The following is a 23,072-nucleotide window of genomic DNA, read 5'->3' as shown; positions in this document are numbered from 1 at the left end:
TATGGAAGCGTTCTCACAACGCTGCACGACAGCACACCCGCTGACCAAAGTCCGCAAAAAACGTTAGCTGGTTCACACTTTTACGCCGCGTTGATCTTGATCAATGGACTTGTCGTAATCGGCCTGCACAATGGCGGCCCGTTCGGCACGGCGCGCCGTCAATCGATGCAGCGCGAGGGGGCGTCGGGCGGGAGCAGTACTGATCCAACGGGTACAGGGAGCGCGGGGAACTGTCACTGGGGAGCGGCAGCCGCGCAGGTACCGACCGGATCCGGTCGCCGGTTGCGTCTGCGGGGATGGGGACGCAACCGGCCACCTCTATCTGAATGGGGGAGCCCGATCACGACGTCTTCACATTTCCCGCTGAACGGGGGCAAATCGTTGTGATTCATGGTGTTAGGGGTTTTAATTCATCCATGACCTGCTAACCTGCGACGATGATTCGACGCACTCTGGCCTGCATGCTCACCCTCGGCCTGGTCGCCTGCGCGACCCAGCCGAAGTCCCCACCGTCTTCGCCGCAGGCCAGCAGCACGCCGCGCCAGCCGTCCGCCAAGGCCCATGGTCCGGCCGAGGCCGCGCCTGAAGCCGCTGCCGCCACCGCACCGCCGGTCGATCTCACCCCGGTGCCGTTCGAGGTTGCACGGGCCCGCTTCATTGCCGATACCGCCAAGCGCTATGGCCTGAGGCCGGAGCAGATCAGCAGCGTGCTCGACCAGGCGCAGGTGCGCCAGCCGATCATCGCCGCCATGTCGCGTCCGGCCGAACGGGTCAAACCGTGGAACGAATACCGGCCGATGTTCATCAGCAAGGCACGCATCGATGGCGGCCGCGCGTTCCTGGCCCAGCATCGTGCCGAACTGGATCGCGTGCAGCAGCGCACCGGCGTGCCGGCCGAGGTGATCGTGGCGATCATCGGCGTGGAGACCAGTTACGGGAAAAATGCCGGCAACCACCGCGTGCTCGATGCGCTGTACACGCTGGCGTTCTACTACCCGCGCAGTGGCGACCCGGCCAAGCTGGAACGCGAAGTGCGCCGCGAGCTGTTCTTCCGCGATGAGCTGGCCAAGCTGTTCGAGCTGGGCCGTGAGGAAAAGCTGGACATCACCACGCTCAAGGGCAGCTATGCCGGTGCGATGGGCATGGGCCAGTTCATGCCGTCCAGCTATCTCGATTACGCCGTGGACGGTAATGGCGATGGCCGTCGCGACCTGTTCACCAGCTACGACGATGTGTTCTCGTCCATCGCCAATTATTTCGTGAAGAAGGGCGGCTGGGTCCGTGGTGGCCAGGTGGCCGTACCGGCCACGCTGGCGCCGGGTCGCGAGGAGTTCAACCCGACCGAATGGATGCCGACCTGGTCGCTGGCCGACCTGGCCCAGCGCGGCTACCAGCCCAGCGCTGCGGTGCAGCCGGGCGCCACCGCAACGCCGATCACGCTTGAAGGCAGCACCGGCAAGCAGTACTGGCTGGGCTTCCAGAACTACTACGCGATCACCCGCTACAACCTCTCGAAGATGTACGCGATGGCCGTGTTCCAGTTGTCGCAGGCCATCGCCGGACAGGAGCTGCCCCCGGCATGAACATCAGATGGCTGGTCCCGAGCTTGATCGTCCTCGCGCTGGCGGCCTGCAGCAGTGCGCCGAAGAAGCCGGCCACGGCCGGCCACGGTGGCAAGCCCAGCGGCACGGTGGTGCAGGGTCGGGGCTCGCGCCCGGCGCATTGCCCCGAAGGCTCGCCCTATGCCGCGGCCAAGGAAGACCCGAACACGCGCGGCAACTACACCGCCGGGGGGCTGTACAAGCCAGGCGTGCGCGACAGCACCCCGGACTACATTCCCAACGTCGCCTGCATTCCCGAGCCGGAAGTGACCGCCGAAGAGCGTTCGGCCATCGGCAACAAGTCGCCGTACGTGGTGCTGGGCAAGTCGTACAAGGTGCTCGACGACACCCGCAACTATGTCGAGCGCGGTACCGCGTCGTACTACGGCGCCAAGTTCCACGGCCGCCTGACCTCCAACCGCGAGGTCTACGACATGTACCAGTTCACCGCCGCGCACAAGACGCTGCCGCTGCCCAGCTTCGCCCGTGTGACCAACCTGGACAACGGCGAGTCGGTGATCGTGCGCGTCAACGACCGTGGCCCGTTCCATGATGGCCGTGTGGTCGACCTCAGTTATGCCGCCGCAGTGCGGCTGGGCATCACCCAGCGCGGTACCGGCAATGTGGAGGTGCGCGCGTTGCAGCCGGGCGAGGGCAACCTGCTGGCGCAGAAGCCGTCGCGCCGCGAGCGCCGTGCCGCCGAAACGGCTGTCGCGGCGGCCAGTACGCGCCCGGTAACGGCTGCGCGTGCCACCGCCGACAGCGACATCGATCGCCTGGTCAAGCGCCTTCCGGCCGACGCCACGCCTGCGCGTGGCCAGCCGGCCACCACACAGGGCGTGGCCAGCGCGGTGCCGGACGTGGCGGTCAGCAGCCTGCCGCCGAGCGCACCGCCGGTGCGCAGCCCCACAATGGCGCCGGTTGCAGTCGCCAGCGCCGCGCCGCGCACGGTCGCGCCGGCCGCAGTGCGTACGGTGCCCGCCACCGCAGCAGCCCCCAGCCTGTCGCAGCAGGTGGTCGGCGCGGTGATGGTGCAGGTCGCCAGCTTCTCCAGCCGCGACAATGCCAACCGCGCGATGGGCCAGCTCAACGCGGCCGGCATTGTCGGCGCGACCATCAGCGACATCGCCGCCGGTGGCCGCACCCTGTTCCGGCTGCGCGTTCCCGCCAGCGACCATGCCAGTGCCGCGGAACTTGTCGGCCGCATCGCCGGTCTGGGCCTGGGTTCGCCGCAGATCGTCAAGGATTGACCCGCCTGGGCTGGTGCTGCCGGCCCAGGCTCGCACGGCCTTACAATGGCCGCTTCGTTCCACCCTCCATTCCTGGCCGTCCCCTGGAGCCTGCTGTCCAATGAATTTCCGTTCCGCCGCCACCGCCCTGGCCGCCACCCTGGTGGTGGGCCTGGCTTCCGCCCAGACGCCGCTGCCGACCCCGGCCACGCCTGCGCCTGCCGCCGCCGCCCCGGCCACCGTTGCCACCCCCCCGGCGCCGGTGCCGAGCGTATCCAAGGCCTGGGTGCTGATGGACTACGCCACCGGCCAGGTGCTGGCTGGCGAAAACATCCACGAGCAGCTGGCCCCGGCCAGCATCACCAAGGTGATGACGTCCTACGTGGTTGCCGCCGAGGTCAAGAACGGCAAGGTCCGTGCGGATGACCAGGTGATGATGAGCGAGCGCGCCTGGCGCGAAGGCGGCGCCGGCACCGATGGCAGCTACAGCGGCTTCCCGGTCAACCAGACCGCACGCCTGGAAGACATGGAAAAGGGCATGGCGATCCAGTCCGGCAATGACGCCGCGATCGCCCTGGCCGAGCATGTGGCCGGCAGCGAAGAAGCCTTCGCGTCGCTGATGAACAGCTACGCCGCCAAGATCGGCATGAAGAACTCGCACTTCGTCAACGCCCACGGCCTGACCGCCGAAGGCCACCACAGCACCGCCTATGACCTGGCACTGCTGGGCCGCGCGATGGTGCGTGATTACCCGGAAACCTACGCGTACAACAAGATCAAGGAATTCCAGGTCGGCAACATCAAGCAGCCGAACCGCAACCTGCTGCTGTGGCGAGATGGCAGCGTCGACGGCATCAAGACCGGCCACACCTCCGAAGCCGGTTACTGCCTGATGAGTTCGGCGCAGCGCGGCGACCAGCGCCTGATCGCCGTGGTATTGGGTGGTGCGTCGGAAAAGCAGCGCGCTGATGACAGCCTGGCCCTGCTGAACTGGGGTTTCCGCTTCTTCGAGACCCACCGCCTGTACGAGCCGGGCAAGCCCGTGGCCGAGCACAAGGTCTGGAAGGGCACCGCCGACAAGGTGCAGCTGGGCGTGGCGCAGCCGATGCTGGTCAGCGTGCCGCGCGGCCGCTACAACGACCTGAAGCCGAGCATCGACGTGCCCAAGACCCTGGAGGCACCGTTCACTGCCGGTCAGCAGATCGGCACCGTGAAGGTCACGCTGGACGGCAAGGTCGTCGCCGAAGCGCCGCTGGTCGCTGTGGCTGCCGTCGAACAGGCCGGCTTCTTCAAGCGCCTGTGGGACAGCTTCTGGATGTGGTGGGAATCGGAATGATCCACGCCCCGGCGTGGTGAATGAAAAGGCCGGCGTATGCCGGCCTTTTCGTTTCGGGATGTCGGATGCGGATAGGGGGAGTGCCGGGCGCTGGCCGGCTCCCCATGAATCCATCCGGAACTGCGAGAGCCGGCCAGCGGCCGGCACTACCGGCAGCGCCTCACTTGCAGCGAGCGATGCAGTAACCGGTGTGCCGACCAACGGTCGGCACCTACCCGCTTCACCCTCAGCCCCTCGCCTACAGCGAGCGGCTGATGGTGAAGCTGCCGAACACCGGCGATTGGCGCTGGCCGTTGAATTCGCGCGTGCTGTGGTAGCGCGCGGCAGCGAACTTCCAGCGGCCGTACATCACCGCCACGCCGTACCCGCCGTAGGCCACCACATGGCGCTTGTCCACGCTGTGGCTGTTGCGGAAGGTGTTGCCATCCAGCGTGATGTCGCGGATCACCCAGGCAGCGTCGGAGGTCGCGAACAGGTGCCAGGACCACCCGCTTGGGCGGCCGCCGCGGGTCGGCGCCGTGTTCTCACCTGCCGGGCGCAACGGCGTGCTGCCGAAGTCATCCGGCAGCTTCCAGCCGAAGCGCACTTCACCGCCCAAATTGGCCTTGGTTTCCAGGTTGCCGATCGACCCGCCGTAGTGGCTGATCGCGTCCCAACCCCAACCGTCGGCATTGACGCTGGCATCGCCCGGCCAGCGGCGCATGCGCTCATGGGTCAGCATGAACAGTGGTTCGTTGTGCAGCTGGTTGTCCCAACCCTTGAATTTCTCGTCGCCCAACACTTCATGCACGGCATTCTGCACCTGCTTGCCCTGCGCCCACGGGCCGACCACGCCCAGTGTCAGCTGGGTGGTCTGCAGGCGGTCGCCGCTGCGCGCATTGAAACCGAAGTTTGCGATCAGCACGCCGGCGTAAGGGCGGTCGTCCTCGATCAGGTCCCTGCGGCTGAAATCGGTTGGGGTGAAAATCCCCTGGCCGATGCTGAAGATCATGTTCTGCTGTTCGAACCTGCCCGGATGCAGCCCTTCCAGGTACCGGTTCACCCAGCGCGCCATGCGCGGCAGGCAGGGGTCGTCGGTGTAATCGACCAGATTGGGGGAGACCAGGGTCAACAGCGCACCGTTGGTATAGCCCTGATCCTGGTGGCGGCCGCCGAACAGGTCGTTGTCGACGCGGAAATTGACCTGCGGCGGATGGTCGCGCATCGCGTCCGGGCCACATTGTTCGGCCGCCTGGGCGGCAAGCGGGAGGGCAGCAGCCAGCAGGCCGTACAGGCCGAGGGCCGCAAGGCGGCGGTGGGAAGGGGGACTCATTGGGAGGGCTTTGTTCTGTCTGTCGTTGTATGCCGCGACACGGTACTCGCGGGGACGTGACGGAACGAGCGCGTTCGAATCACTTGTCTGTTCCGAAAACGACATTGTCTCGTGAGGACAATCCTGAACCCTCCTGTAGCGGGCTTCGGGGCAATGACCAATGCTGAACGTCTGTTCAGCTGCAACGCAGCGACTCACCGGTGCGCCGTTTGGCGTTGATGAATACTCTTGGGTTTGTTGCCCTGCGGCCCGATAATGGCTCCATGGAAATCAAGTCCGACAACCCCGACCACGGCTTCCAGTTCCCCGGCCAGTTCGAGCTCAGCGCCATGGGCCCGGCCAACCGCGGCCTGGAACATGAGCTCCCCCGCCTGCTGCTGGCTGCCGGCATCGATGTGGTCAACGAACGCATCAGCTGGAAGCACTCCTCCAACGGCAAGTACGTCTCCGTCCGCATCGTGTTCAAGGCCGAAAGCCGCGAGCAGTACGACCTGGCGCACCAGGCGCTGCGCGACCACCCGGAAGTGAAGTGGACGCTGTAGCCGACAGCTGCCCGGCCGAAGCCGCCCCGGAACACCGCGCGCCGCGTCCGGCGGTGGTCCGTGACCTCGGCCGCCAGGCCTACGAGCCGGTATGGCGCGCCATGCAGCGCTTCACCGACCAGCGCAGCGACAACGATGCCGACGAGCTGTGGGTGGTCGAGCACGACCCGGTGTTCACCCTGGGCCAGGCCGGCAAGGACGAGCACGTGCTGGCACCGGGTGAGATCCCGGTGCTGCACGTGGACCGAGGTGGCCAGGTGACCTACCACGGTCCCGGCCAGATCGTGGTCTATCCGCTGCTGCGCCTGCCGCGGCTGGGGATCGGGGTCCGCGACTACGTGTGCCGCATCGAGCAGGCCCTCATCGATACGCTGGCCGAGTGGAACATCGGTGCCGAACGCCGCGAGGGCGCCCCGGGCGTCTACGTCGGTGGTGCCAAGATCGCTGCGCTCGGCATCCGTGTGCGGCGCGGCTGCACCTTCCATGGGCTGGCCTTCAACGTGGCCATGGACCTGGAACCCTTCCACCGCATCAATCCCTGTGGCTATCAGGGGTTGCAGGTGACCTCGGTAGTAGACTTGGGCGGGCCCTCCGGCATGGAGGCCGTCAAGCCGGTACTGCTGGAGCACCTGGCCCGCCAGTTCGGCCTGCTGCTCCAGCCCACGCACGAACTGCCCGATCTTTCTGCGGCCGCCTGACCGCTCCCGGAACTGCCATGACTGAAACCACCGCCCGTTCCATTCCCCTGCAGATCGTGCAGGGCGACTCCCCATCCGCCGCGCCGTTGCAGGCCGGGGTCAAGCAGCTGGGCGGTGACAAGATCAACCGCTCGCCGGTGCAGTTCGCCGACGCGCCGGTGCTGCGCAAGCCGTCATGGATCCGCGTGCGCATTCCCTCGGGAAATGCCGTGCAGAACCTGAAGGCCAAGCTGCGCGAAAACCGCCTGGTGACCGTATGCGAGGAAGCCAGCTGCCCGAACATCCACGAATGCTTCGGCCATGGCACCGCCACCTTCATGATCCTCGGCGAGGTCTGCACCCGCCGCTGCTCGTTCTGCGACGTGGCCCATGGCCGCCCGAAGCCGCCGGATGCCAACGAACCGGCCAGCCTCGGCCAGACCGTGGCCGACATGGGCCTGAAGTACGTGGTGGTGACCAGCGTCGACCGCGATGACCTGCGTGACGGCGGTGCCCAGCACTTCGTCGACTGCATCACCGCCATCCGCGAAAAGTCGCCGGGTACCCGCATCGAAGTGCTGACGCCGGACTTCCGTGGCAAGGGCCGCATGGAGCGCGCGCTGGAGATCCTGGCGCAGAACCCGCCGGATGTGTTCAACCACAACATCGAAACCGTACCGGACCTGTACCGCAATGTGCGCCCGGGTGCGGACTACCAGTGGTCGCTGAACCTGCTGAAGAACTTCAAGGCGCAGCACCCGGGCGTGCCGACCAAGAGCGGCATCATGCTGGGTCTGGGCGAAGACTTCGAACAGATCAAGGCCACCATGCGCGACCTGCGCGCGCACGATGTGGACATGATCACCATCGGCCAGTACCTGCAGCCGACCGCGCATCACCACCCGGTACTGAAGTACTGGACTCCCGAGGACTACAAGGCGCTGGAGGACTACGGCTACGAGCTGGGATTCAGCCACGTGGCCTCCGGCCCGATGGTGCGCTCGTCGTACCACGCCGACGTCCAGGCCAAGGGCGCCGGCATTTCCTGACACCCTGCCGGTGGGTGGGAGCTACTTCTCCTGTGGGTGCGGACCCTTGGTCCGCACACCTCTGCCTGCCGTAGAGCCGAGCCCATGCTCGGCTGCTTGCTGCCGGCCAGCCGAGCATTGGCTCGGCTCTACATGCATTCACAATTTGCTACACCGGCCCGGCTAGGCTGGTTTTCCACCGAGCGCGGCCGGGTGACAAACCCGGCAACTTTCGGCACTGTCGTGGTGTCTTAACACCCCGCAGTCTCCCCCTTGGCAAGGCGCCTTCGAGCACGTCAATGAAATTCAAAGCCCCCGCATTCCTGATGGCCCTGGCGCTGGTGGCGCCGCTGGCGCTGGCGGCCAAGGCCGACTCGCCGGCATTGCCCGCTGCGGTAACCGCCGATCAGGTGACCACCTCCAAGCTGGTGTACGGCCTGCTGTCCGACAGCCGTTATGCCTACCGCCCGCGCGCGCTGGACGAGGCCACGTCCAAGGACGTGTTCAAGCGCTACCTGGAGACGCTTGACGGCGGCAAGCAGTACTTCACCCAGGCCGACGTGGCGCGCTTTGCGCCGTTCGAAGCCAACATTTCCTCGGCCATTCGCGGCGGCGAGCTGGAGCCGGCATTCCAGGTCTTTGCGGTCTACAAGCAGCGCGTCGGCGAGCGCGTGGCCTACGCGCGCAAGCTGCTCAAGCAGGAACCGGACTTCACCACCGACGAGCGCTTCGAGTACGACCGCAAGAAGGTGCCGTGGGCCGCCAGCAGCGCCGAGCTGGATGAGCTGTGGCGCAAGTCGGTGAAGAATGACTGGCTGCGCCTTAAGCTGGCCGGCAAGAAGCCCGATGACATCCGCAAGACGCTGGACAAGCGCTATGCCACGCTTGAAAAGTCGGTCAACGAGCTGAAGGGCGAGGATGTCTTCCAGTTCTTCATGAACGCCTACACCAGCGCTGTCGATCCGCACACCGACTACTTCACCCCGCGCACCGCCGAGAACTTCAACCAGGCGATGTCGCTTTCGCTGGAAGGCATCGGTGCGCAGCTGCAGCGGCAGGACGACATGGTGGTGATCCGCGAGATCATCGCCGGTGGCCCGGCTGCAGTGGATGGCACGCTGAAGCCGGGTGACCGCATCGTCGGCGTCGGCCAGGGCAAGTCCGGCCTGGTCGAGGACGTGATCGGCTGGCGCATCGACGACGTCGTGGCCAAGATCCGCGGTGCCAAGGATACCCAGGTGAAGCTGGAATTCATTCCGGCCGCCGAGGGTGCCGACGGCAAGCACCACACCCTGGTGCTGACCCGCCAGAAGGTGCGCCTGGCCGAACAGGCCGCGAAGGGAGAGACCATGACCATCCCGGCCGCCAATGGCGAGCCGGCACGCAGGATCGGCGTGATCAAGCTGCCGACCTTCTACCAGGACTTCGAAGGCCGTCGCCGCAATGCGGCCGACTACGCCTCGGCCACCCGCGACGTGGCCAAGCTGCTGGCCGGCTTCAAGAACGACAAGCTGGACGGCGTGGTGCTGGACCTGCGCAACAACGGCGGCGGTTCGCTGGATGAAGCCATCGAACTGACCGGCCTGTTCATCGAGCAGGGCCCGGTGGTGCAGGTGCGCGAGTCTGGTGGCCGCGTCACCGTCAACAGCGACCGCAACCAGGGCGTGGCGTGGGATGGCCCGCTGGCGGTGCTGATCAACCGCGGTTCGGCCTCGGCCTCGGAAATTTTTGCTGGTGCCATCCAGGACTACGGTCGTGGCCTGGTGATCGGTGAAACCAGCTTCGGCAAGGGCACCGTTCAGAACATCGTCGACCTCGACCGTTGGCCGAGCGGCGAGACCCAGCGCTTTGGCCAGGTCAAGCTGACCATCGCCCAGTTCTTCCGCATCAGCGGCAGCAGCACCCAGCACAAGGGCGTGGTGCCCGACCTGGCCTTCCCGGCCAGTGTCGACGCCACCGAGTTCGGCGAGAGCACCTACGACAACGCCCTGCCGTGGACCCGCATCGCCGCCGTGCCGCACACCCAGTACGGCAACTTCGCGCCGCTGCTGCCGAAGCTGGAAACCCGCCACGACGCACGCATCGCCACCGACAAGGAGTTCCAGTGGTGGAACGAGGACGTGGAACAGTTCCGCACCGAGGCGGCCAAGAAGTACATCTCGCTCAACGAGGCCACGCGCCGCGCCGAGCGTGAGCGCCAGGATGCCCAGCGCAAGGAACGCCAGCTGCAGCGCAAGGAGCTGGGCCTGGCCCTGGACCCGCTGGCGGATGACAGCAGCGATGACGGCCTGACGGGCAACGAGCGCGACATCGTCAAGGACGCCGCGCGCGAGAAGGCGGCCGAGAAGCGCCCGGACCCGCTGCTGCGCGAGTCGGCGTCCATCCTGGCCGATGCGGTGAACCTGCTGGCCAACGACCGCCCGCTGTCGGCACAGGTGCTGCCGCAGTCGACCGGCGCCGGTCGCTGGGCGGACTGAGCCGGACACGGTATGTGATACCCGAGGGCCGGCATTGCCGGCCTTCTGCTTTTTTCGTGCATGAACCGGCTGCAAACGGGGCCGCCTGACGCGGGTGCTTTCGACCTGCCGCACACAGCTGGGGGGCTACCCTTGCCGGTACCGTCCTCGCAGGAGCACCCATGCGGTCCTCCCTCGTTTCCAGTGCTGTTGTGGCGCTTGGCAGCGCCCTGATCCTGTCGGCCTGTGGTGGCCGTGCCGCAGACAGCACGCTGCTGCGCGAATCCTTCGATTCCGGCGACACGTTCTCGCGTACCGTCGATGGCCGCCCCGGCGATGCCTGTGAAGCGGCGCGGCGCACCCTGCTCAGCCAGGGGTACGCCATCGCCCGTGCCGATGACGCACAGGTGGAAGGCAACAAGAACTTCCAGCCGCGCGAAGACGACCATGAGCAGCTGGTGCTGCGCATCTCCTGTGCGCCCCGGGGCGATCAGGCGTTGGTGTTCGTAAGCGCCGTGCAGGACCGTTATGCGTTGAAGAAGAGCCCGACGTCCGCCAGTGTCGGCGTCGGTGCACTGGGCTCGGTATCACTGCCGTTCGGCAGCAATGACGATTCGCTGGTGAAAGTGGCGAGCAGCACGGTTACCGACGCCGATTTCTATCGCCGTTTCTTCCAGCGCCTGCAGCAGTACCTGCCACAGGCTGCGGGCACGCCACCGCCGCCACCACCCGCAGCAGTTCCTGAGCCCGCGCCGGTCCGCACGGACCAAGGGTGAACGTGCACGGCTGGCTGATGGGCGCGGCCCTGTTGCTCGCGCCTGTGATGGGCGTGGCGGCCACAGCCGGCGACTGCGCCCAGGGGCTGCTGCTGCGGCTGGGCTGGCGCTTCGACGAGGCCGCGCTGAAGGAGCCGCAGGTGCATGGTGGCGCGGTGTGCACCCGTGCGTCGCTGGCCGAGGCGCAGGCAGCAGGCGATCTGCACGTGCGCTGGCCGGCGCACATGTCCGCTGCTGCACGCCAAGCGCTGCTGCAGCAGTTGCTGGACGATCCGGCCACGATCTGCGCCTATGCGTTCCAGCTGGGGGCGGCCACGCAACGCGCCGCCTCGGCATTGCAGGCCAACACCCGCTTCCGCTTCTTCGGCCTGCAGATGGGCTGGATCGGTTTCGGCCTGCAGGGCCCGCGCGCTCAAGGCTGGCAGCGTACGCACAGTCTTGGCCGCGGTTTCGTTCCCAGCGCGGGCAACAGCAAGGCGCTGCAGGCGTTCTACAACGGTGCCGTGCGTGCCGAATGCGGTGTCGGCCGCCAGGTCGCGCAGCTGGCCACCCAGCGCGAGCTGTATGGCGATGCTGCCTTCGATACCGAGTTCTCTGCGGATGAGCTGTCGATCGGCACCTTTCTCGCCCTGCATGGGACCGACAGCATCCTGCTTGGCGCGCATGCCGGCGATTTCTTCGCCGATGGCAAGGCAGTGCGTACCTCGGCGATGGGGCGCCAGGCGTTCGTCGGTGTGCCTGGTTTCATCGAGCATGCATACGACAAGGGCACGCTGGACGACCTGAGCAACCAGGCCGAGAACTTCGTGGTGGTCGAGGTGGGCGAGGACGCTGCGCGGGCGCTGGCCACGCATGGCGGCCTGGCCTGGTACGACCAGCGCAACGTCGAACTATGGAAACTCGCGCAGGACATCCCGCGCACCGGCCAGCGCTACTTCGAACGCCTGCTGTTCGAGCGCGACCCTGAGGTGCGCGCGGCGCTTGCGCCGCGCTACCACGCCACGCTGGCACGCATGGACCGCCTGCTGGACGATCCGTTCTACCAGCAGTTCGTGATCTATGTGCATCCGCGCGGTATACGTCCCATCGGCTACCACATCGCCCGCCTGCTTGACCGCAACCCGCGAACCCCCTTTTCGATCGACCTGGCGGTGCACAATCTGCATACCACGCTCTACCGGCGTTGGCGCGAGGCGCAGCTGCGCCACTGCGCGGCTACCGGCAGGCCAGGCAGCCTGACCCTAGACCCCAACTGAAGGTGAAACAATGGATATTGCAATGATCGGCCTCGGCCGCATGGGCGCCAACATGGCCCAGCGCCTGCATCGCGGCGGCCACCGCGTGGTCGGCTACGACCCGGGCGAAGGCGCCCGCCAGCGCGCCGCCGAGGCCGGCCTGGAGGTGGTTGATTCGCTGGCCGCCGCGGTGGCCGCGCTGCCGGTGCCGCGCGTGGTGTGGCTGATGGTGCCGGCCGGCGAAACCGTCGACCAGACGCTGGGCCAGCTGACCCCGCACCTGGCCGAGGGTGACATCGTCATCGATGGCGGCAACTCCAACTACCAGGACTCGATCCGCCGCGCCAAGGCGCTGGCCGAGGACGGCCTGGGCTACGTCGACTGCGGCACCAGCGGAGGCGTGTGGGGCCTGCAGGAGGGCTACAGCCTGATGGTCGGTGGCGAAGCGCCGGTGGTGGAGCAGATCGCGCCGCTGCTGCGTACGCTGGCACCGGCCGAGGACCGCGGCTGGGCGCGTGTCGGCCCATCCGGCGCTGGCCACTTCACCAAAATGGTGCACAACGGTATCGAGTACGGAATGATGCAGGCTTACGCCGAAGGCTTCGCGCTGATGGAGCGCAAGCAGGAGATGGAGCTGGACCTTGCCCAGGTGGCCGAAGTCTGGCGGCACGGCAGCGTGGTGCGTTCGTGGCTGCTGGACCTGAGTACCGAAGCACTCAAGCGCAATCCGTCGCTGGATGGCATCGCGCCGTATGTGGAGGATTCCGGTGAAGGCCGCTGGACCGTCGCCGAAGCCATCGCGCTGGACGTGCCGGCCCCGGTGATCACCTTGTCGCTGCTGGAACGCCTGCGTTCGCGCGAATCCAACTCGTTCACCGACCGCCTGCTGTCGGCGATGCGCAACGAGTTCGGTGGGCACGCCATCAAGAAGTCGTAAGCAATCGGGGTCGGACCCCTTTCCGCAGGAAAGGGCGCTGACCCCCATGGCGCCAGGGGCAGTCGAGCATGGCTCGACTCTGCAAAAGCATTTTCCGATTGTTTGCACGTCATCCACGCATGGCGTGGATCTACTGGCAGATCGCGGGAAAGTGCCGAAGGCCAGGTGGGGGCGGTTGCGGGGGTGTCTGCGGCATGGATGGCGCGGCCAAGCCTCCAGGGACGGATTTACGGCGTCCCCCGCAACCCGACCCACCCCGCCATCCCACGGATAGCCGGCTTTTGCTGTTGAGGTTGCCGGCCAGCGGCCGGCACTACCGCTTCTGCGGGTGCAGGGCGCAGCCCTGCCGATCACCCCAACGCGATTCGCCGCCCTTCGCGCGCACTGTCCATGCCCGCCTGCAGCAACTGCATCAACTGCAGTGCCTGCACCGGGCTGACCGTAGCTTCGCCGTCGCCGTGCATCGCCGCGGCGAACTGCGCATACAGCCGCCGGTAGTCGCCAGGCAGGTTGTCCACCGTCGTGCGCTGCACGTTGTCTTCGGCATCGCAGCGCACCAGCTCACCATGCCGCGGATCGATACCCCAGCCTGGCGCACCGGGTGCCACACCGCGGCGCAGCTGCGCCTCCTGCACGTCCAGGCCGTGCTTGATCCAGCTTGCCTTGCTGCCATGCACGCTGAAGTGCGGGGTCTGTGCCGCGACCAATGAACCGGAATGGAGGATCGCGCGATGCCGCGGGTAGTGCAGCACGGCGTGGAAGTAATCGATGCCGCTGCCGCCTTGGCGCAGCACGGCAAGATCCGCATCGATCGCCTCGGGCCAGCCGAACAGCACCAGCATCTGGTCCAGCAGATGCGGACCCAGGTCGTACCACAGGCCACTACCGGGCCCGTCCTGCTCGCGCCAGCGATCGCGCACCTGCGGCCGGTAACGGTCGAAATGCGCATGGCACTCGGCCACGTCGCCGAGTGCGCCTTCGGCCAGCAGCGCCTGCAGGGTGAGGAAATCCGCATCGAAGCGCCGGTTCTGGAACACGGTGGCGATGCGGCCGGCGCTGCGTGCCGCAGCCAGTACCGCTTCGGCTTCAGCGACATCCAGCGCAAACGGCTTGTCGACCAGCACGTGCTTGCCCGCGGCCAGCGCCGCGATTGCAAGCGGCGCGTGCTGCGCGTTCGGTGTGGCAATCACCACTGCGTCCACGGCCGGATCGTCGAACACGTCCTGCGGCATCGCACGCACGTGCACGTCGCTGAACGCGCGCAGCAATGTGTCGCGCTGCGAACTGACGATGCTGTGCAGCGCCAGCCCGGGTGTGTGCTGGATCAGCGGCGCATGGAAGACGCGGCCGGCGAGGCCGTAGCCGATCAGGGCCAGTTGCAGGTCGGGGCGCATGGCAGAGCTCCGGCTGTGGGAAGGGCAGGGTATACGACGGGTGGTGGCAGGCCAAACTGAACCGTTGCCCCAGGAAACGGTCCGATTCACGGCGGCATGACCGCAGCGCCACGCCTGCTCTACGGCGGCTTGTCCAGACTGGCAGCACATCCCGAAGGAGTACGACACGATGAGCAATACCTCCCGCACACTGATTGCTTCTGCCTTGACGCTGGGCCTGGCGCTGTCCTCCTCGGCTGCATTTGCAAAGGATCCCGCTGCCAAGAGCCCGCCGACCAGCAGCCATCCGGCCACGCATGCTGATCGCCATGACTCCAATGAGCCTGTGACCGATACCTGGATCACCACCAAGGTGAAGGCCGACCTGCTGGCCAGCAGCAACGTTCCGGGCACGGAGATCAAGGTGGAAACCGTGAACGGCGTTGTCAGCCTGAGCGGCGCGGTGGCCTCCCAGGCCGAGAAGGACAAGGCGGTTGCCACTGCCAAGGGCATCAAGGGCGTGACCCGCGTCGATGCCGCTGCACTGAAGGTCAGCACTGCTGCCAAGCGCTGACCTGGCGGAGTGGGCGCCCCGGTATGGGGCGCCCACTCCCGCGTGAAGCCGAGCCGTGCTCGGCTGCCGTTGGGTTCCAGCCGACCGTGGGCTCGGCCGTACAGCGCCGAAGTACCAGCCGTTCAGCCAGCGGCGCTGGAAACTCCAGAGTTTTGACCCGCCTGCGCTATATTGCCGGTTCCGCCGCACTGGGGCCGGGTACGGCCCATGCTTTGCGGCCGTGTTGATGAGGAACTATGGCGCTGGTTTTCAGTGATGACATCTGGGACCGCTGGCGGATGCCCGCCCTGGCGCTGGCCGCCGCAGCGATCATCGTGGTGCCGTGGTTGACACTGCGCCACCTGCAGCAGGACAGCGAAGATGCGATGGCCTGGGTCAATCATACCCAGGCTGTCGGCGTGGCCTTGCAGCAGCTGCAGGCCGATGTACGCGATGTCGAATCGGCCGCGCTGACCCTGTCCAAGGGCGTGGACGCGCCTGGCCTGCGCGAGCGCATGGCCAAAGCCAATGAACTTCCCGGTCGCCTGGCTGAACTGGGCCGGATGACCCGCGACAATCCTGAGCAGCTGATCCGCATCGGCCGCATCGAGTCGATGCTGGAAGGGCGCATGGCGCTTGCCCGCGAACTGGCAAAGTCAGAGCCCAACAGTGACCAGCGCGAGCTGGTGCAGGACCTGAGCACGCGTTATCCGATCCGCGGGCTGGTGGAGGAACTGCAGGCCAGCGAGCAGAAGCTGCTGGCACAGCGCGCCGAGCAGGCCGCCCGCCAGCGCAAGCAGACCGAGTTGGTGTCGTGGAGTTCGCTGGTGGTCCAGCTGGCGTTGCTCGGCCTGGTGCTGTGGCTGCTGCAGCGGCAGATCGGCCGCCGCCTGCACGCCGAGCGGCAGTCATTGCGTTCGGCCGCGCGAGCAGCGTCGGTGCTGCAGACGGTGCGCGAGCCGATCGTGCTGCTCGACCGCGATCTGCGCGTGCAGCTGCACAATCCTGCTTTCGCCGAGCTGTATGGTCTGCAGGATGAGCGCGCCGAGGGCCTGGTGCTGGATAACGTCGGCAACGGTGCGTGGCAAGACCCGGTGATGCGCCAGCGACTGTCCGATGTGCTGCTGCGCGGCCGGGAACTCTGGGACTTCGAGCATGAACAGCGCACCGCCGATGGCTTGGTGCGCTACATGCTGCTCAACGCGCGGCGCATGCCGCTGCCGGACACCGATGACGAAGTGGTGTTGCTCACGGTCAGCGACGTCACCGTGCAGCGTGCGGTGCAGCTGCGTGTGGAGGAACTGAACCGCCAGCTGGAAGGCAAGGTTGCACAGGTGTCCGAGGTCAACAGGGAACTGGAAGCCTTCAGTTACTCGGTCTCGCACGATCTGCGGGCGCCGCTGCGCCACGTGGCTGGATTCTCCGACAAGCTGTCGCGCCATCTCGGCGATGCGGCCGATGACAAGAGCCGCCATTACCTGGAAGTGATCTCCAGTTCGGCGCGGCGCATGGCCGCGCTGATCGACGACCTGCTGGTCTATTCGCGGCTGGGCCGTGCGGCAATGCGGCACCAGGCGGTGGACATGCAGTCGCTGGTGGCCGATACCCGCGCCATGCTCGATTCCAATCTGCAGGCCGAGGCTGAGGCCAGCGGCCACGTGCACCAGGTGGAGTGGAACATCGCGCCGCTGCCGATCGTGGTGGGTGACGAGAACATGATCCGCCAGGTCTGGCTGAACCTGCTTGGCAACGCTGTGAAGTACTCGGGCAACCGCGAACCGGCGAAGATCCGCGTGGATTACCAGCCCCAGCCCGACGGCGGCCATCAGTTCACGGTCAGCGACAATGGTGCAGGCTTTGACATGGCCTATGCCGGAAAGCTGTTCGGTGTGTTCCAGCGCCTGCACAAGGCCAGCGACTACCCCGGAACCGGTATCGGCCTGGCCAGCGTCCGTCGCGTGCTCACCCGCCATGGCGGCCGTATCTGGGCCGAGGCCGAACCGGACGTCGGCGCCACCTTCCACTTCTACCTGCCCCCCGCGACCGACGCGGACAAACAAGGTCCCTCTGCATGACGACTCTGCGCACCATTCTTCTCGCCGAAGACAGCCCGGCCGATGCCGAAATGGCGATCGACGCCCTGGAAGAGGCGCGTCTGGCCAATCCCATCGTGCACGTCGAGGATGGCGTGGAAGTGATGGACTACCTGCTGCGCCGCGGCGCCTTCGCCAACCGCGAGGAAGGCCTGCCGGCGGTGCTGCTGCTGGACATCAAGATGCCGCGCATGGACGGCCTGGAAGTGCTGCGGCAGATCCGCGAGCACGAAGAACTCAAGCGCCTGCCGGTGGTGATCCTGTCGTCCTCGCGCGAGGAAAGTGATTTGGCCCGCAGCTGGGACATGGGGGTCAATGCCTACGTGGTCAAGCCGGTGGACGTGGACCAGTTCTTCGGTGCGGTGCAGACCCTGGGCAAGTTCTGGGCGTTGATCAACCAGGCACCGGAACTCGAGTGAGCCCATGCCCCTGACCGGTCCTGCCCTGGGGGCGCTGCGCATCCTGCTGGTGGAGGACTCACCGGAAGATGCCGAGCTGATGTCCGAACAGATGCTCGATGCGGGCCTGGACGCTCGTTTCGAGCGCGTCGAGAGCGAGGCGGAGCTGCGCCAGGCACTGGCCGCGTTCCAGCCGGACATCGTGCTGTCCGACCTGAGCATGCCGGGGTTTTCCGGTGATGATGCGCTGCGCATCGTGCGCGAGACGGCGCCGGAAGTCCCTTTCATCTTCGTCTCCGGCACCATGGGTGAGGAGAACGCGGTGGCGGCGCTGCAGAAAGGCGCCAACGATTACATCATCAAGCACCAGCCGGCGCGCCTGCCGTCGGCGGTGGCGCGTGCGATCCGCGATGCCCGCAGCGCCGTAGAGCGCGCACGGGTGGAGACCGAACTGATGCGCGCGCAGCGCCTGGAAAGCCTGTCGCTGCTCGCCGCCGGCCTCAGCCATGACCTGCGCAACATCCTGCAGCCGCTGCTGATCATGCCGGACCTGTTGAAGGCGCGTACCGACGATCCGCAGTTGCACCACCTGGCCGACGTCATCGCCGAGTGTGGCCGCCGCGGCCACGAGATGGCCGAATCGATGCTGTCGTTCGTGCGCGGTTCGCGCAAGCCGAGCGAGCGTATCGAGATCAAGGGCCTGTTCGATGCGGTGGCCCTGCTGTTGCGCAGCAACGTGCCCGATGCCGTGCGCCTGGAACTGCAGGTGCAGGACGAAGGCCTGGTAGTGGATGCCAACTACACCGAACTGCAGCAGGTCATGCTGAACTTGGCACTCAATGCGATCCAGGCGATGCCCAACGGCGGCCGACTGAGCCTGACCGCCAGCCATGCCGGCCAGCGCGATGGCGTGGACTGGATGCGTATCTGCGTTGCCGATGAAGGCATTGGCATGGATGCGGACACGCTGTCGCACCTGTTCAATCCATTCTTCACCACCAAGGCAGATGGCACTGGCCTGGGCCTGATCTCCTGCAAGCGCATTGTTGAGGGCGCTGGTGGCAGCATCCATGTCAGCAGCCAGCCGGGACAGGGCACCTGCTTCGAACTGCGCCTGCCGATGCACGAGATCATCGACGGCAGCGAGCCGATCGAACAGCTGGTGGCCTTGGGCAGCGGCCAGTCGATCCTGGTGGTCGATGGGGAAGCCACGCGCCTGTCGCTGCTCGGTAACGCGCTGTCCAGCCAGGGCTACCAGCTGCAGTTGGCCTCCGATGGCCCGGCGGCGCTGCGCTGGATGCAGCAGGAGGCAATGCCGGCGCTGGTGATTGCCGATGCCGGCTCCAAGCTGCTGCCGGCCAGCCAGCTGCTGGGCGAGATGGCTGCGCTCGGTTACCGCGGCCCGGCGCTGGTGCTGGAAGACCCTGCGGTGCCGGTCTCGGCCGACGCCTTCCCGGCCGGAGTGGAGGTGCATGTACTGCACAAGCCGCTGCAGATGCAGCAGGTCTTCCGCGCCGTGGCAGAAGCGCTGGGCTGATGCCCCGGTAGCGCCGGCCGCTGGCCGGCATCCCTGTGTGCTGGTATCAACGCGGTCGCCGGCCAGCGGCCGGCACTACCGTTCGTCGGTTTCCCAGGGGAACCGCGGCAGGGCGTCCACCGCCTGTTCCAGGCGCCGTGACCAGTTCTGGTGGATATCGGCATACAGCGCTGAATCCGCGCCCAGCCGCAGTTGCCGGCCGATACGCAGTTCACCGTCGCGCAGCAGCGCCAGGTCGATCGGCAGGCCCACCGACAGGTTGGACCGGATGGTGGAGTCCAGCGAGACGATGGCCGTGCGCGCGGCGTCCTCCAGCCGCATGGTCGGGCTGAGGATGCGATCCAGGATCGGCTTGCCGTACTTGGATTCACCGATCTGCAGGTAGGGCGTCTCCGGCGAGGCGGCAATGGCGTTGCCGAGCGGGTAGATCATGTACAGCCCGGGCCGCTCGCCGGCGATCTGGCCGCCGAAGATCAGCGTGGCCTGGGTGTTGACCCCGTCATGGCCGTGTTCGCTGTGGCTGCTGTGCACCTGGCTGTCCACCAGCAGCTGACCCACATACGCGGCGGCTTCGAACAGGTGGGTCATGTCGCGCAGGTTGGGCACGCGCCGCTCTGCGGCGTCGCGGCCCAGGCGCGACACCAGCAGCTGGGTGGTGGCCAGGTTGCCAGCCGCCATCAGCACGTAGGCTGCCTGGCCGGGATATTCGAACACGTGCAGCTTGCGATGCACGCGCACATCGTCCAGCGAGGCATTGGTCCGGGTGTCGGCAGCGAAGACCAGGCCCTCGTCCACCTCGATTCCAACGCAATAGGTCATGTCGGTGCCCTATCATGTGCGTCCCGGATTGTAGGCAGGCCGCCGTGACGACGGCATGTCCACGCCCCCCAAGTGCCGTCACCTGAACCGCATGACCACCGTGCTCCTGAGCCTGGGCAGCAACGTCCAGCCCCGCCGCTACCTCCACGCCGCGGTGACGGCCCTGCGCGAGCGTTTCGGCGCGCTGCGGGTGTCGCCGGCCTACCGTACTGCCGCGGTCGGCTTCGACGGCCCGGCCTTCCTCAACAACGCCGTGGCGATCGACACCGACCTGCCGCTGCAGGAACTGGACGACTGGCTGCACGCGCTGGAAGACGCGCACGGCCGCGATCGCAGCGGGCCGCGCTTCTCCGACCGGACCCTGGACATCGACGTGGTGTTCTACGGCGACCTGGTGGTGGAAGGCCCCGGCCACCTGCGCATTCCGCGCCCGGAACTGAAGCATGCCTTCGTGCTGAAGCCGCTGGCGGACATCGCGCCGGGCTTCATCGACCCGGTCAGCGGGCAGGACCTGGCCACGCTGTGGCGGGCGCACGCGCAGTTTGGCGAGGCGTTCGAGGTGGTGGACCTGGAATGATGGGTTGTTGTTGCCGCTGCGCTCGCCGGGCATGGCCCGGCGCTACCGGTGGTGCCGGCCGCTGGCCGGCAAGATTTCAGCTGACGGTGCGCCCACCATCCACGCGCAGGGTGTGGCCGGTGACGAAGCTGGCTTCGGCCACCAGCCAGTAGACCGCTTCGGCGATCTCCTCGACCGTGCCGATCCGCGCCAGCGGCGTGCGCGCCAGCAGCGCCTCGCGCGCGAAATCGTCCTTGCCCTGTTCCGGCCAGAGGATCGCACCCGGCGCCACCGCGTTGACCCGCACCTTCGGCGCCAGCTCCAGTGCCAGTGCGCGGGTGGCCATCTCCAGCGCGGCCTTGGCCATGGTGTAGGCGATGTGGTCGCGCATCGGATCGGTGCCGTGCAGGTCGGTCAGGTTGACGATGCAGCCCTGCTGGCGGCGCAGGTAGGGCGCCGCCGCTTGTGACAGCAGCAGCGGCGCACGTGCATTGACTGCATACAGTGCGTCCATCGCCTCGGCGGTGACCTGGCCGAGCGGGGTGGGGAAGAAGTTGGAGGCGTTGTTGACCAGCGCGTCCAGGCGGCCGAAGTGGGTGACGGCCTGTTCCACCAGGTCGGGCAGGGCGTCGGCGTCACGCAGGTCGGCCTGCAGGGCCAGCACGCTGCCCGGCCGCACATTGTCGAAATCGAACGCGGCCTGCTGCAGTTCGGCGCTGGAGGTGTTGGCATGCAGTACCACCGACCAGCCACAGGCGTGGAACTGGCGGGCGATGGCCGCGCCGATCCGGCGCGCGCTGCCGGTGATCAGGACCACGGGGTGGGTATCGCTCATCGAGGGTCCTCCAAGGCTCAGCTATCCTGTGCACATTGTCACCGCATTCGAACACGCCATGCAGCCCACCTTCCCCCTGCCCGAAGCCGATGCCCTGGCCCACAGCGACCAGCTGGCGGCCGCCCTGCGTGCTGAAATCCTCGCGCAGGGCGGGGCCATGCCCTTCTCGCGCTTCATGGAGCTGTGCCTGTACACCCCGGGCTGGGGCTATTACAGCGCCGGCGCCAGCAAGTTCGGTGGCAGCGGTGACTTCACCACCGCGCCCGAGCTTGGCAGCCTGTTTGCCGGCAGCGTGGCCAATGCGCTGGCACCGGTGTTCGCCCAGCTCGGCGCGCAGGCGCGGATGCTGGAGCTGGGCGGCGGCACCGGCGCCTTCGCCGAGGCCGTGCTGCTGCGCCTGGCCGAGCTGGATGCGCTGCCGTCGCGCTACGCCATCCTCGAACCCAGTGCCGATCTGCGCGAGCGCCAGCAGCAGCGTCTGCAGCAGAACCTGCCGGCCGAGCTGGCCGCGCGCGTGGACTGGGTCGACCGCCCGTTCGACGAGGCCTGGGAAGGCGTGGTGTTCGCCAACGAGGTGATCGACGCGCTGCCGACCCCGCGCTTCCTGATCCGCGATGGCGAGGTCTACGAGGAAACCGTCGAGCTGGACGCCGAAGGCAATTTCATCCGTGGCGCGCAGCCGGCCGACATCCTGCTCAACGGTGCGGTGCGCCATATCGAGCGCTACCTGGAAAAGCCTTTCGCCGAGGGCTACCGTTCCGAAGTGTTGCCGCAGCTGCCGTACTGGCTGCAGGCGGTGGCTGGTGGCATGCAGCGTGGTGCGATGCTGTTCGTCGACTACGGCTACAGTCGCAGCGAGTTCTACCAGCACGACCGCGACGAGGGCACCGTGCGTGCGTTCTACCGCCACCACGTGCACAACGACGTGCACCGCTGGCCGGGCCTGCAGGACATCACCGGGTCGGTGGATTTCACCGCGATAGCCGAGGCCGGCATGCACGGCGGTTTCGAGCTGGCGGGCTACTGCAGCCAGGCCAGCTTCCTGCTCGGCAACGGCCTGGACCAGGTGCTGCTGCTGGCCGAGGAACGCACCGACGAGGTCGGCCGCATCCAGTTGCGCGACCAGGTAAAGAAGCTGACCCTGCCGACCGAGATGGGCGAGCGCTTCCAGGCCATCGGCCTGCAGCGTGGCGTCGATTTCGAACCGGCCTTCGAACTGGGTGACCTGAGCTGGCGCCTGTGAGCGAGGTGTTGCCGGTGATCAAGCCGCTGCGGCGGCCGCGGTTGTGGGCCGTGCTGTGGGGTTTGGCCGTGCTGCTGGTGATTGTGGTCTGCCTGATCCCGCCACCGCCGATTCCGTTGCCGGAAAACAGCGACAAGGGCGAGCACTTCGTCGCCTACTTCATCCTGGCCGGCAGCGCTGTGCAGCTGTTCCGCCGCGGCAGGCCGCTGCTGTGGGTGGGCGTGGCCCTGGTGTTGATGGGCATCGGCATCGAGTTCGCGCAGGGCGCACTGACCAGCAACCGCATGGCCGACCCGATGGACGCCATCGCCAACACGGTGGGCGTGCTGGTCGGCATGGTCACGGCCCTGACCCCGCTGCGCGACCTGCTGCTGCGCTGGCGAGGGTGAGGTTCCTGTAGAGCCGAGCCCATGCTCGGCTTTCCGGTTGAAAAGCAGCCGAGCATGGGCTCGGCTCTACAGTAGATCCACGCCATGCGTGGATGGAATCAGTAGATCCACGCGATGCGTGGATCCGGCCGCAAAGCGCCAACCAAG

At 67.0% G+C, this 23,072-nt stretch carries 21 protein-coding genes; 17 read left to right on the top strand and 4 right to left on the bottom strand.

The features are described from left to right. Window positions 1–437 precede the first annotated feature (437 nt). The 3 genes from mltB (at window position 438) to AC5P9W_RS00915 (ending at window position 4,166) form a co-directional block, all read left to right on the top strand. Window positions 438–1,583 carry a lytic murein transglycosylase B gene (gene mltB / locus AC5P9W_RS00925; RefSeq protein WP_021203736.1) on the top strand — a complete coding sequence of 382 codons (1,146 nt, stop codon included), beginning with the start codon at window positions 438–440 and terminating at the stop codon, window positions 1,581–1,583. Then, window positions 1,580–2,851 (top strand): septal ring lytic transglycosylase RlpA family protein, encoded by a 1,272-nt coding sequence (locus AC5P9W_RS00920; RefSeq protein ID WP_019660679.1) that lies wholly within the window; start codon window positions 1,580–1,582, stop codon window positions 2,849–2,851. Before mltB ends, AC5P9W_RS00920 begins: the two co-directional genes overlap by 4 nt. A gap of 100 nt (window positions 2,852–2,951) precedes the next feature. Continuing rightward, window positions 2,952–4,166: a D-alanyl-D-alanine carboxypeptidase family protein gene (locus AC5P9W_RS00915; protein WP_021203735.1), complete on the top strand. Its 1,215-nt coding sequence runs from the start codon at window positions 2,952–2,954 to the stop codon at window positions 4,164–4,166. 238 nt (window positions 4,167–4,404) lie between these two features. Here AC5P9W_RS00915 and AC5P9W_RS00910 read toward each other — a convergent pair whose 3' ends face one another. Continuing rightward, complete coding sequence (locus tag AC5P9W_RS00910) at window positions 4,405–5,478, bottom strand: lipid A deacylase LpxR family protein (RefSeq protein WP_021203734.1); 1,074 nt, start codon at window positions 5,476–5,478, stop codon at window positions 4,405–4,407. Between the two features lie 263 nt (window positions 5,479–5,741). On the opposite strand from AC5P9W_RS00910, the gene AC5P9W_RS00905 reads away from it, so the two are divergent. The 7 genes from AC5P9W_RS00905 to gnd all read left to right on the top strand — a co-directional run bounded on the left by AC5P9W_RS00905 (window position 5,742) and on the right by gnd (window position 13,129). Continuing rightward, window positions 5,742–6,020, top strand: coding sequence for a YbeD family protein (locus AC5P9W_RS00905; RefSeq protein ID WP_005411067.1), 279 nt, complete (start codon window positions 5,742–5,744; stop codon window positions 6,018–6,020). Next, window positions 6,008–6,718 (top strand): lipoyl(octanoyl) transferase LipB, encoded by a 711-nt coding sequence (lipB, locus tag AC5P9W_RS00900; protein ID WP_019660675.1) that lies wholly within the window; start codon window positions 6,008–6,010, stop codon window positions 6,716–6,718. The genes AC5P9W_RS00905 and lipB overlap by 13 nt, the downstream gene beginning before the upstream one ends. 17 nt (window positions 6,719–6,735) lie before the next feature. Then, the gene (gene lipA, locus AC5P9W_RS00895) at window positions 6,736–7,746 is read left to right on the top strand and encodes a lipoyl synthase (protein WP_019660674.1); all 1,011 of its coding nucleotides are present in this window, start codon (window positions 6,736–6,738) and stop codon (window positions 7,744–7,746) included. A 278-nt stretch (window positions 7,747–8,024) separates the two neighbouring features. Next, window positions 8,025–10,202 carry a carboxy terminal-processing peptidase gene (locus tag AC5P9W_RS00890; protein ID WP_019660673.1) on the top strand — a complete coding sequence of 726 codons (2,178 nt, stop codon included), beginning with the start codon at window positions 8,025–8,027 and terminating at the stop codon, window positions 10,200–10,202. A gap of 161 nt (window positions 10,203–10,363) precedes the next feature. Then, window positions 10,364–10,957 (top strand): DUF2242 domain-containing protein, encoded by a 594-nt coding sequence (locus AC5P9W_RS00885; protein ID WP_019660672.1) that lies wholly within the window; start codon window positions 10,364–10,366, stop codon window positions 10,955–10,957. 17 nt (window positions 10,958–10,974) lie between these two features. Continuing rightward, complete coding sequence (locus tag AC5P9W_RS00880; protein ID WP_111102121.1) at window positions 10,975–12,213, top strand: hypothetical protein; 1,239 nt, start codon at window positions 10,975–10,977, stop codon at window positions 12,211–12,213. 10 nt (window positions 12,214–12,223) lie between these two features. After that, window positions 12,224–13,129, top strand: coding sequence for a phosphogluconate dehydrogenase (NAD(+)-dependent, decarboxylating) (gene gnd, locus AC5P9W_RS00875; protein ID WP_111098686.1), 906 nt, complete (start codon window positions 12,224–12,226; stop codon window positions 13,127–13,129). A gap of 350 nt (window positions 13,130–13,479) precedes the next feature. Here gnd and AC5P9W_RS00870 read toward each other — a convergent pair whose 3' ends face one another. Next, on the bottom strand, window positions 13,480–14,523 hold the full coding sequence (locus AC5P9W_RS00870; protein WP_021204678.1) for an oxidoreductase: 1,044 nt from the start codon (window positions 14,521–14,523) through the stop codon (window positions 13,480–13,482). Between the two features lie 169 nt (window positions 14,524–14,692). On the opposite strand from AC5P9W_RS00870, the gene AC5P9W_RS00865 reads away from it, so the two are divergent. The 4 genes from AC5P9W_RS00865 to AC5P9W_RS00850 all read left to right on the top strand — a co-directional run bounded on the left by AC5P9W_RS00865 (window position 14,693) and on the right by AC5P9W_RS00850 (window position 19,083). Beyond that, complete coding sequence (locus AC5P9W_RS00865; protein ID WP_019660668.1) at window positions 14,693–15,076, top strand: BON domain-containing protein; 384 nt, start codon at window positions 14,693–14,695, stop codon at window positions 15,074–15,076. 236 nt (window positions 15,077–15,312) lie between these two features. Beyond that, complete coding sequence (locus AC5P9W_RS00860; RefSeq protein ID WP_019660667.1) at window positions 15,313–17,130, top strand: sensor histidine kinase; 1,818 nt, start codon at window positions 15,313–15,315, stop codon at window positions 17,128–17,130. Then, window positions 17,127–17,567 (top strand): response regulator, encoded by a 441-nt coding sequence (locus AC5P9W_RS00855; protein ID WP_005411057.1) that lies wholly within the window; start codon window positions 17,127–17,129, stop codon window positions 17,565–17,567. Before AC5P9W_RS00860 ends, AC5P9W_RS00855 begins: the two co-directional genes overlap by 4 nt. A 4-nt stretch (window positions 17,568–17,571) precedes the next feature. Then, a complete protein-coding gene (locus AC5P9W_RS00850) occupies window positions 17,572–19,083 on the top strand; it encodes an ATP-binding protein (RefSeq protein ID WP_019660666.1) in 1,512 nt (503 codons plus the stop codon). Window positions 19,084–19,158: 75 nt separating this feature from the next. Here AC5P9W_RS00850 and AC5P9W_RS00845 read toward each other — a convergent pair whose 3' ends face one another. Then, on the bottom strand, window positions 19,159–19,902 hold the full coding sequence (locus tag AC5P9W_RS00845) for a proteasome-type protease (protein ID WP_494533743.1): 744 nt from the start codon (window positions 19,900–19,902) through the stop codon (window positions 19,159–19,161). Window positions 19,903–19,993: 91 nt separating this feature from the next. On the opposite strand from AC5P9W_RS00845, the gene folK reads away from it, so the two are divergent. Continuing rightward, window positions 19,994–20,479: a 2-amino-4-hydroxy-6-hydroxymethyldihydropteridine diphosphokinase gene (gene folK / locus AC5P9W_RS00840; protein WP_134731692.1), complete on the top strand. Its 486-nt coding sequence runs from the start codon at window positions 19,994–19,996 to the stop codon at window positions 20,477–20,479. Between the two features lie 76 nt (window positions 20,480–20,555). Here the strand turns inward: folK and AC5P9W_RS00835 are convergent, their stop codons facing one another. Continuing rightward, window positions 20,556–21,293: a pteridine reductase gene (locus AC5P9W_RS00835; RefSeq protein ID WP_019660663.1), complete on the bottom strand. Its 738-nt coding sequence runs from the start codon at window positions 21,291–21,293 to the stop codon at window positions 20,556–20,558. Between the two features lie 58 nt (window positions 21,294–21,351). Here AC5P9W_RS00835 and AC5P9W_RS00830 point away from each other — a divergent pair, with 58 nt between their 5' ends. Both AC5P9W_RS00830 and AC5P9W_RS00825 read left to right on the top strand, forming a co-directional pair. Further along, window positions 21,352–22,536 (top strand): class I SAM-dependent methyltransferase, encoded by a 1,185-nt coding sequence (locus tag AC5P9W_RS00830; RefSeq protein ID WP_495218641.1) that lies wholly within the window; start codon window positions 21,352–21,354, stop codon window positions 22,534–22,536. Continuing rightward, on the top strand, window positions 22,533–22,925 hold the full coding sequence (locus AC5P9W_RS00825; protein WP_021204674.1) for a VanZ family protein: 393 nt from the start codon (window positions 22,533–22,535) through the stop codon (window positions 22,923–22,925). Before AC5P9W_RS00830 ends, AC5P9W_RS00825 begins: the two co-directional genes overlap by 4 nt. The last annotated feature ends 147 nt before the right edge of the window (window positions 22,926–23,072 follow it).

This window comes from Stenotrophomonas sp. YJH_SMC_33 (assembly GCF_059372295.1).
Note: the sequence above shows the minus strand (reverse complement) of the source record. Positions and strands in the feature narration are given on the sequence as shown.